The sequence below is a fragment of the Streptomyces sp. BR123 genome, assembly GCF_013401435.1.
Taxonomy (GTDB): domain Bacteria; phylum Actinomycetota; class Actinomycetes; order Streptomycetales; family Streptomycetaceae; genus Streptomyces.
The window spans coordinates 1-8,041 of sequence record NZ_JACBGN010000310.1 but is presented as its reverse complement, the minus strand read 5'-3'; the positions used below and the strand labels follow the sequence as shown (position 1 = coordinate 8,041).

The window sequence follows — 8,041 nt, the reverse complement described above, 5'->3', positions numbered from 1 at the left end:
GCCGCGCCCCGAGCGGCCCGTGCCGACCCCCGGCGAGGTGTTCCCTCCGCGCCGGAAGCCGACCCCGCCCCCGGCGGCCGGGCTGGCCGCCGGGTAGCTACGCTGGGGCCATGGACTACGTTTCCGCGCTCGTTCCCCCGTTCGTGATGGCCGCGTTCTTCATCGCTCTCGTCGTGACGATCGTGAAGAGCCAGGGCGGTGCCAACAAGGCGAAGGAGGACGCGGCCGTCGACGCCGCCATCTCCCGCGCCGAAGCCGCTCGGCAGGCGCAGCCCCGCCCGTAGGGGGCGGGTTGTTCCGGGCGTACGGCCTCCGGGCCGTACGCCCGGTTTTTGTTGCCCGGCGTCGCGTGAATGGCCGGGCAATTCCCCACAATCCGCACTATCGTGCTGGTGTGCCTCGTCCCTTGGGAGAACTCGAAGACGCGGTCATGACGCGGGTGTGGCAGTGGAACCGCCCGGTCACCGTACGTGAAGTCCTGGAAGACCTCCAGCAGGAACGGTCGATCGCGTACACCACGGTGATGACCGTTATGGACAATCTCCATCAGAAGGGCTGGGTCCGCCGGGAGGCAGAAGGCCGCGCCTATCGATATACGGCGGTCTCCACCCGTGCCGCCTACTCGGCCGCACTGATGAACGAAGCCTGGTCCACGAGCGACAGCCCCGCGGCTGCTCTGGTCGCCTTCTTCGGGATGATGTCCCCGGAACAGCGCGAAGCACTCCGCGACGCCATCCGGCTCGTCCGGCACGACGAGGAGTCGGGCGCCGACCAGGCCCCCGGCCCCGCGCAGCAGCCGGCCCCCGAGGCTCCCGGGAAAGCCCCCGGGGCCGCTCACCGACCCTCCGCGGCCGCTGCGGAACCTCCCGCGGAACCTGCCCCCGGGGCCGCTTCGGGCACCGAGGGGGACTCCGCCGCGGACCGCTCCGACCCGGGGCGATAGCGTCCCGTCATGGCCGAGATTTCCGCTGCCCCAGCAAAAACGGTGACGATCCGCCGTGCCCGTACCGGCGATGTCCGCGCACTGCGCCGCCTGCTCGACCAGTACGTGCAGCAGCGGATCCTCCTCGACAAAGCCCCGGTGACCCTTTACGAGGACATCCAGGAGTTCTGGGTCGCGGAACGCCTCTCCGACGGCCGGGTGGTGGGCTGCGGCGCACTCCACGTGATGTGGGAAGACCTCGCCGAAGTGCGCACTCTCGCCGTCGACCTCGAGTTGAAGGGGGCGGGAGTCGGCCATCAGCTGCTCGCGCAGTTGTTGGACACCGCCCGCGCGGTGGGGGTCCGCCGGGTTTTCTGCCTCACCTTCGAAGTGGACTTCTTCGCGAAGCACGGCTTCGTCGAGATCGGGGAGACACCGGTCGACACCGATGTGTACATGGAGCTCCTGCGTTCCTATGACGAGGGCGTCGCCGAGTTCCTCGGTCTCGAACGAGTGAAGCCGAACACCTTGGGCAACAGCCGGATGCTTCTGCACCTCTGAACGATCACGTCGGCTTTTCCCGGGCTCCGCGCACCTGTGGCCTATGTCCGAATCGCGCACGTTTCCCTCCTCGCTGCGGTCCTGAACCTCTCCCGGGGGGTTTGTGTTTTCCCGGGAAAAGCGGTTTCCTTTCCGCGTACTGCTTTTCGATGAAAGGAAATCCGGTGGCACAGAAGGTTCAGGTCCTTCTTGTCGACGACCTCGACGGTGGCGAGGCGGACGAGACCGTGACGTTCGCTCTGGATGGCAAGACCTACGAGATCGACCTCACCACCGCCAACGCGGAAACGCTCCGTGGTCTGCTCGAGCCGTACACCAAGGGCGGTCGCCGCACCGGCGGCCGTGCCGCCGCGGGCCGCGCCAAGGGCCGCGCTGCAGCGAGCTCCGGCAACCCGGACACCGCCGAGATCCGCGCCTGGGCCAAGGCCCAGGGGATGAACGTCAACGACCGCGGTCGGGTTCCGGCGGAAATCCGCGAGGCCTACGAGAACGCCAAGGGCTGACCCCGTACCGGCGTACGCCGCCGCAGCCGTGCCCGGTGGCACTCCGTCGCCGCCGCGGCGACCAGGCGTACGAGATCGGGCGCAGCAGCTCCCGGCCGGAGGCCGACGCCGCCCTGCCCAGGACCGGGCAGGGCCGGCAGCAGAGCCTCACACCCCTGCTCGGGGGGTCGCAGCCACACGGCGGCCCCCCGGGGACTTCCCCCCGCGGCCCGTCCGGGAGGAACCGGAGCCGTGATCCGGCCACCGGCGCCCAGGGCGGTGAGGTCGAGGGCGACCCCGCCCCACTCCAGCCAGTCGAGCAGCCCCGGCAGCTCCTCCGCGGACCCCGCCGCCACCAGGAACCGCATCCTGCGGCCCATGAGGGCGACCGGGCCGGTGGCCACCGGCCGCCGCAGCAGCTCCGCCCCCGCGTCGGACGGCAGCTCCAGCACGTCGAACCGGGTCCCGGTGACCAGCTGGGCGGGCGGCCCGCCCGCGACGGTCCAGCCCAGCACCCCCTCGTACCAGGACGCGCAGCCGTCCTCCGGAGCGGTGCGGGGCGGGGGAACGGTGAAAGCCATGACAGGAGCAACTCCGAACGGCTTCCGGGGTTACGCTGTGCACTCCGACCAATGCGGAACGTAAAGTTCCATGGGGTGGGAACCGCATTCGGGACCGAATCGTGTTCGCCCGTAGCGGAGTCACACGGTGGCGAGGGCATGGACCGTCAGTGCTTACGGGTAAGACATTCCTAGTGGATCGGGGCGACACGCTGATTTGAGCGGCTTCCGTTCGCCATCGGCGTACACCTGTGACGGGTATCTGCCTGGCCTGCGGGAACATCGTCTCGCACCATCGGGTTGGAGCAGTTGTCGGCTGTTGCAGCCGGTTTTCCCCACTGACACGGGGGTGAGCCGCGGACGGATGTCGGCAGTTGGAATGAGCTGTCCCGCCCCGCGGGACTAGCATGCGGAAGGACAGGGCGGGGACCGACCCCGAACTGCCCGACCGCTCTGAGGAGCGATAAACGATGTTCGAGAGGTTCACCGACCGCGCGCGGCGGGTTGTCGTCCTGGCTCAGGAAGAAGCCCGGATGCTCAACCACAACTACATCGGCACCGAGCACATCCTCCTGGGCTTGATCCACGAGGGTGAGGGTGTCGCCGCTAAGGCCCTGGAGAGCCTCGGGATTTCGCTCGAGGCTGTTCGCCAGCAGGTTGAGGAGATCATCGGCCAGGGCCAGCAGGCCCCGTCCGGCCACATCCCCTTCACCCCGCGGGCGAAGAAGGTCCTGGAGCTCTCGCTCCGAGAGGCCCTCCAGCTCGGCCACAACTACATCGGCACCGAGCACATCCTGCTGGGCCTGATCCGCGAGGGCGAGGGCGTCGCGGCCCAGGTCCTGGTCAAGCTGGGCGCCGATCTCAACAGGGTCCGGCAGCAGGTCATCCAGCTGCTCTCCGGCTACTCCGGCGGAGGCAAGGAGTCGGCCACGGCAGGCGGCCCGGCCGAGGGAACCCCCTCGACCTCGCTCGTCCTGGACCAGTTCGGCCGCAACCTCACCCAGGCGGCCCGCGAATCCAAGCTCGACCCGGTCATCGGGCGCGAGAAGGAGATCGAGCGGGTCATGCAGGTGCTGTCCCGCCGCACCAAGAACAACCCGGTCCTCATCGGCGAGCCCGGCGTCGGCAAGACCGCCGTCGTCGAGGGCCTGGCCCAGGCCATCGTCAAGGGCGAGGTGCCCGAGACCCTCAAGGACAAGCACCTCTACACCCTCGACCTGGGCGCGCTCGTCGCCGGCTCCCGGTACCGCGGTGACTTCGAGGAGCGCCTGAAGAAGGTCCTGAAGGAGATCCGCACCCGCGGCGACATCATCCTGTTCATCGACGAGCTCCACACGCTGGTCGGTGCGGGCGCCGCGGAAGGCGCGATCGACGCGGCCTCGATCCTGAAGCCGATGCTGGCCCGCGGTGAGCTCCAGACCATCGGTGCCACCACGCTCGACGAGTACCGCAAGCACCTGGAGAAGGACGCGGCCCTGGAGCGCCGCTTCCAGCCCATCCAGGTCGCCGAGCCGTCGCTGCCGCACACGATCGAGATCCTCAAGGGCCTGCGCGACCGCTACGAGGCCCACCACCGCGTCTCCATCACGGACGAGGCCCTCGTTCAGGCCGCCACCCTGGCCGACCGGTACATCTCGGACCGCTTCCTGCCGGACAAGGCGATCGACCTGATCGACGAGGCCGGCTCCCGGATGCGCATCCGCCGGATGACCGCGCCGCCGGACCTCCGCGAGTTCGACGAGAAGATCGCGGGCGTGCGCCGGGACAAGGAGTCGGCCATCGACTCCCAGGACTTCGAGAAGGCGGCCTCCCTCCGCGACAAGGAGAAGCAGCTCCTCGCCGCGAAGGCCAAGCGCGAGAAGGAATGGAAGGCCGGCGACATGGACGTCGTCGCCGAGGTCGACGGCGAGCTGATCGCCGAGGTCCTCGCGACCGCGACCGGCATTCCCGTCTTCAAGCTCACGGAGGAGGAGTCCTCGCGTCTGCTGCGCATGGAGGACGAGCTCCACAAGCGGGTCATCGGCCAGAAGGACGCCATCAAGGCGCTCTCCCAGGCGATCCGCCGTACCCGTGCCGGTCTGAAGGACCCGAAGCGCCCGGGTGGCTCGTTCATCTTCGCCGGCCCGTCCGGTGTCGGTAAGACCGAGCTCTCCAAGACGCTCGCCGAATTCCTCTTCGGCGACGAGGACGCGCTGATCTCCCTCGACATGTCGGAGTTCAGCGAGAAGCACACGGTTTCCCGCCTCTTCGGTTCGCCCCCCGGCTACGTGGGCTACGAAGAGGGCGGCCAGCTCACCGAGAAGGTGCGCCGCAAGCCGTTCTCCGTCGTCCTCTTCGACGAGGTCGAGAAGGCCCACCCGGATATCTTCAATTCCCTTCTCCAGATCCTGGAGGACGGTCGCCTGACCGACTCCCAGGGCCGGGTCGTGGACTTCAAGAACACGGTCATCATCATGACGACCAACCTGGGTACCCGGGACATCTCGAAGGGCTTCAACCTGGGCTTCGCCGCCCAGGGCGACGTCAAGACCGGCTACGAGCGAATGAAGGCCAAGGTCAACGAGGAGCTGAAGCAGCACTTCCGCCCCGAGTTCCTGAACCGTGTCGACGACACGGTGGTCTTCCACCAGCTGTCGCAGGAAGACATCATCCAGATCGTCGACCTGATGATCGCCAAGGTGGACGAGCGCCTGAAGGACCGCGACATGGGCATCGAGCTCAGCGGCGAGGCCAAGCTCCTGCTGGCCAAGCGCGGCTACGACCCGATCCTGGGTGCGCGTCCGCTGCGTCGCACGATCCAGCGCGAGATCGAGGACATCCTGTCGGAGAAGATCCTCTTCGGCGAGCTGCGCCCCGGTCACATCGTGGTCGTCGGCACGGAGGGCGAGGGCGAGAACGTCAAGTTCACCTTCCGCGGCGAGGAGAAGTCGGCCCTGCCGGACCTCCCGCCGATCGAGGCCACGGGCTCCGGCCCGGACCTCAGCAAGGGCTGACGGCCGGCCCGCACCGCGGGCAGCCGTCGCAGTCACCAGGGGCGGCCCCGGAACCGACACGGTTCCGGGGCCGCCCCTCGTGCGTGGAAGGCCTGCTGCGGCCTGCGGACGGGAATCCCCGCACTCGCCGCCCCGCCGGGCGCCATCGGCCCGTACAGCGGGCCGTACGGGAGTCCTGCAGCGCCGCACCGCCGGCGGCGGCAGGGGAGGCGGCCGTCCGGGCGGCCCGTCCGCAGGCTCCGGAGCGCGACTGCGCGGGTCCGCGGCTACAGGAAACCTGTCCCGAACAGGTGCCGCCGATGTCGTGATCCGGTGACAAGCCGCACAGGACAAATCGGGCGCACTATCATCTTTCGTAGATCGAAAATCCGATTTGCCACCCGTGTTCGCCCAGCGAGAGGGCGGTCAAGCGGGTGCGCCACACCCCCCTCCCCTACGAGTCGCGGTAGTAAACGGGACGTTTGGGGATGTCGCGGGACGCGGGTTACCAAGGTTGGGCAAGCCCGGCACACCGCCGCTCGCGGTGCCGGGTTGCTCATTGCCTGACTGCCCCCGTCCCCGGCCCCGGAGGTCTCCTTCATGTCCGCGAAGCGCATCAGCACCCGTCGTACCCGCCTCGCCATCGGCGCCACCGCTCTCGGTGCGACCCTGGCCCTCGGGGCCGGCGCCACTGCCGCCTTCGCCGCCACCCCCGCCGCCCTGCCCGCCGCGCAGTCCTCCGCCTCGACCGCCTCGGCCACGGCCGGAGCCTGGCAGAAGCCCCTCGCCAGCTACACGCTGTCCGCGACGTACGGCAAGGGCGGCAACCTCTGGTCCGCCAAGCACTCCGGCCAGGACTTCGCCGTCCCCGTCGGCACCCCGGTCAAGGCCGTCAGCGCCGGCACCGTCGTCAAGGCCGGCCCCAACGGCGGCGGCGACGGCCCGGCCTACGGCAACGCCATCGTGGTCAAGCACGGCAACAACACGTACTCGCAGTACGCGCACCTGTCCAAGATCCAGGTCAAGACCGGCCAGAAGGTCGCCAAGGGCGCCCAGATCGGCCTGTCCGGCAACACCGGCAACTCCACCGGCCCGCACCTGCACTTCGAGATCCGGACCACGCCGAACTACGGCTCGTCCGTGAACCCGGTCGCCTTCCTGCGCGCCGCCGGCGTCACCCTCTGACGCACCCGGAGCGCCCAGGACCACCGGGGACCACCCGGGACACATCCGGACAGGCAGTGGAACCGGCCCGCCGAGCGGGCCGGTTCTCCGCATGTCAGAACAGCAGCCACGCCCCCGAGGGCTGGGTCTTGGCGTCGACCCGGCCGGCCTTGAGGGTGTCGATCTGGGCGGGCGACAACAGCGCGTCGTACGTCTGGATGCTGTCCATGGCGCCGCTCCACGCGGCGGTCCACTTGTCCTCGTGGCGGGCACGGGCCAGCTGGAGCGGGCCCTGGGCCTGGAAGACGCCGGAGACGGCGCTCTCCCCGGCCTTCTTGCCGTTGACGTACAGGGCGATCTGCTTGCGCTCGGCGTCGTAGGTCGCGGTCAGCTGCGCGAAGGTCTTCTCCATCTTGGCGCTCTCGCCGCTGACGGTGACGACGGTGGACTCGGCGCCCTGGTCCCCGGTCTGCACGCGGAAGACCCACGCCGGCTTGCCGTTCACCTGGTCCAGGCCCAGCGCGAACGAGAAGGACTTCTCGGTGCCCTGGCTGACGGCCATCTGCCGGCCCTTCGCCGAGCGGCTCCACACCCGGGCCGAGACGGTGAAGCTCTTGGACGTGTCCACGATCCGGTTCTCGGACTCGGCGTACGAGTTCTCGTTGCCCTTGGTGCGGAGCTCGAACCGCTTGTCGATGGGGAAGACCCCGGCGTCGGCCCCCATCTTCAGCGGAGCCTTGCCGGCGCGGTCGCGGATCTTGGTGGGGTCGTCCTTCACGGTCGGGGTGTTGTCGACCGGCGCCTTGCTCTTGGAGCCGCTGGGGGAGGGCGAGGCCGAGGCCGAGGCGGACGCGGAGGGGTCGCCGCCGGCGTTGTCGCTGCCCTGGTCATCGCCCCCGCCCATGAGCAGGAACGTGCCACCGCCGGCGAGCAGCGCCAGTACGGTCACCCCGCCGCCGATCATCCACAGCCTCTTCTTGCGCCGCTCGGCCGCAGAGCGGTCGGCCATCGCCTCCCAGTCGGGCTGCTCGGAGTGCAGCGGCGGGAACGGCCCCCGGCCCGGGGTGTCCTGGACGGGCAGCCCGGCGGGCGGCCACTGCGCGGGCGGGACGGCGGCGTTCTGCTGGAACGGCGCAGGACCACCGCCCGGCTGATGCGGATGCGGCGCCGACGCTCCCGGAGCCCCCGGACCCGCAGGAGCGCCGGGTGTGCCCGGACTCCCGGGCGCGGCAGGCGCGCCCGGAGTCCCCGGACCGCCAGGAGCGCCGGGTGCGCCCGGCGCTCCTGCCTGCTGCGGGAAGCCGTAGCCGCCGCCGGGATGGCCGGGCGCGGCAGGCTGACCGGGCAGGCCGGGGGCCGACGGGGGGCCGGGTATGGAGG

At 69.9% G+C, this 8,041-nt stretch carries 8 protein-coding genes; 6 read left to right on the top strand and 2 right to left on the bottom strand.

Annotated features, from left to right (window positions below; all coding sequences use genetic code 11):
* The first annotated feature begins 110 nt into the window (after positions 1–110).
* The 4 genes from HYE82_RS30835 (at position 111) to HYE82_RS30820 (ending at position 1,986) form a co-directional block, all read left to right on the top strand.
* A complete protein-coding gene (locus HYE82_RS30835) occupies positions 111–284 on the top strand; it encodes a hypothetical protein (protein ID WP_179177491.1) in 174 nt (57 codons plus the stop codon).
* Between the two features lie 110 nt (positions 285–394).
* Complete coding sequence (locus HYE82_RS30830; protein WP_309144502.1) at positions 395–943, top strand: BlaI/MecI/CopY family transcriptional regulator; 549 nt, start codon at positions 395–397, stop codon at positions 941–943.
* A 9-nt stretch (positions 944–952) separates the two neighbouring features.
* Positions 953–1,483: an amino-acid N-acetyltransferase gene (locus HYE82_RS30825; RefSeq protein ID WP_179177490.1), complete on the top strand. Its 531-nt coding sequence runs from the start codon at positions 953–955 to the stop codon at positions 1,481–1,483.
* Between the two features lie 164 nt (positions 1,484–1,647).
* Entirely contained in the window at positions 1,648–1,986 is a 339-nt protein-coding gene (locus HYE82_RS30820) for an Lsr2 family protein (protein ID WP_179177489.1), read from the top strand.
* On the opposite strand, the gene HYE82_RS30815 is transcribed toward HYE82_RS30820, so the two are convergent.
* Positions 1,965–2,546 carry an SCO3374 family protein gene (locus HYE82_RS30815; protein WP_179177488.1) on the bottom strand — a complete coding sequence of 194 codons (582 nt, stop codon included), beginning with the start codon at positions 2,544–2,546 and terminating at the stop codon, positions 1,965–1,967. The genes HYE82_RS30820 and HYE82_RS30815 overlap by 22 nt on opposite strands.
* A gap of 449 nt (positions 2,547–2,995) precedes the next feature.
* Here HYE82_RS30815 and HYE82_RS30810 point away from each other — a divergent pair, with 449 nt between their 5' ends.
* Together HYE82_RS30810 and HYE82_RS30805 are read left to right on the top strand one after the other, a co-directional pair.
* Entirely contained in the window at positions 2,996–5,518 is a 2,523-nt protein-coding gene (locus HYE82_RS30810) for an ATP-dependent Clp protease ATP-binding subunit (protein WP_179177487.1), read from the top strand.
* A 579-nt stretch (positions 5,519–6,097) separates the two neighbouring features.
* The gene (locus HYE82_RS30805) at positions 6,098–6,682 is read left to right on the top strand and encodes a M23 family metallopeptidase (RefSeq protein WP_179177486.1); all 585 of its coding nucleotides are present in this window, start codon (positions 6,098–6,100) and stop codon (positions 6,680–6,682) included.
* Between the two features lie 94 nt (positions 6,683–6,776).
* On the opposite strand, the gene HYE82_RS30800 is transcribed toward HYE82_RS30805, so the two are convergent.
* Positions 6,777–8,041: LamG-like jellyroll fold domain-containing protein (locus tag HYE82_RS30800; protein ID WP_306439659.1), on the bottom strand; the 1,265-nt coding region annotated here is incomplete at its 5' end.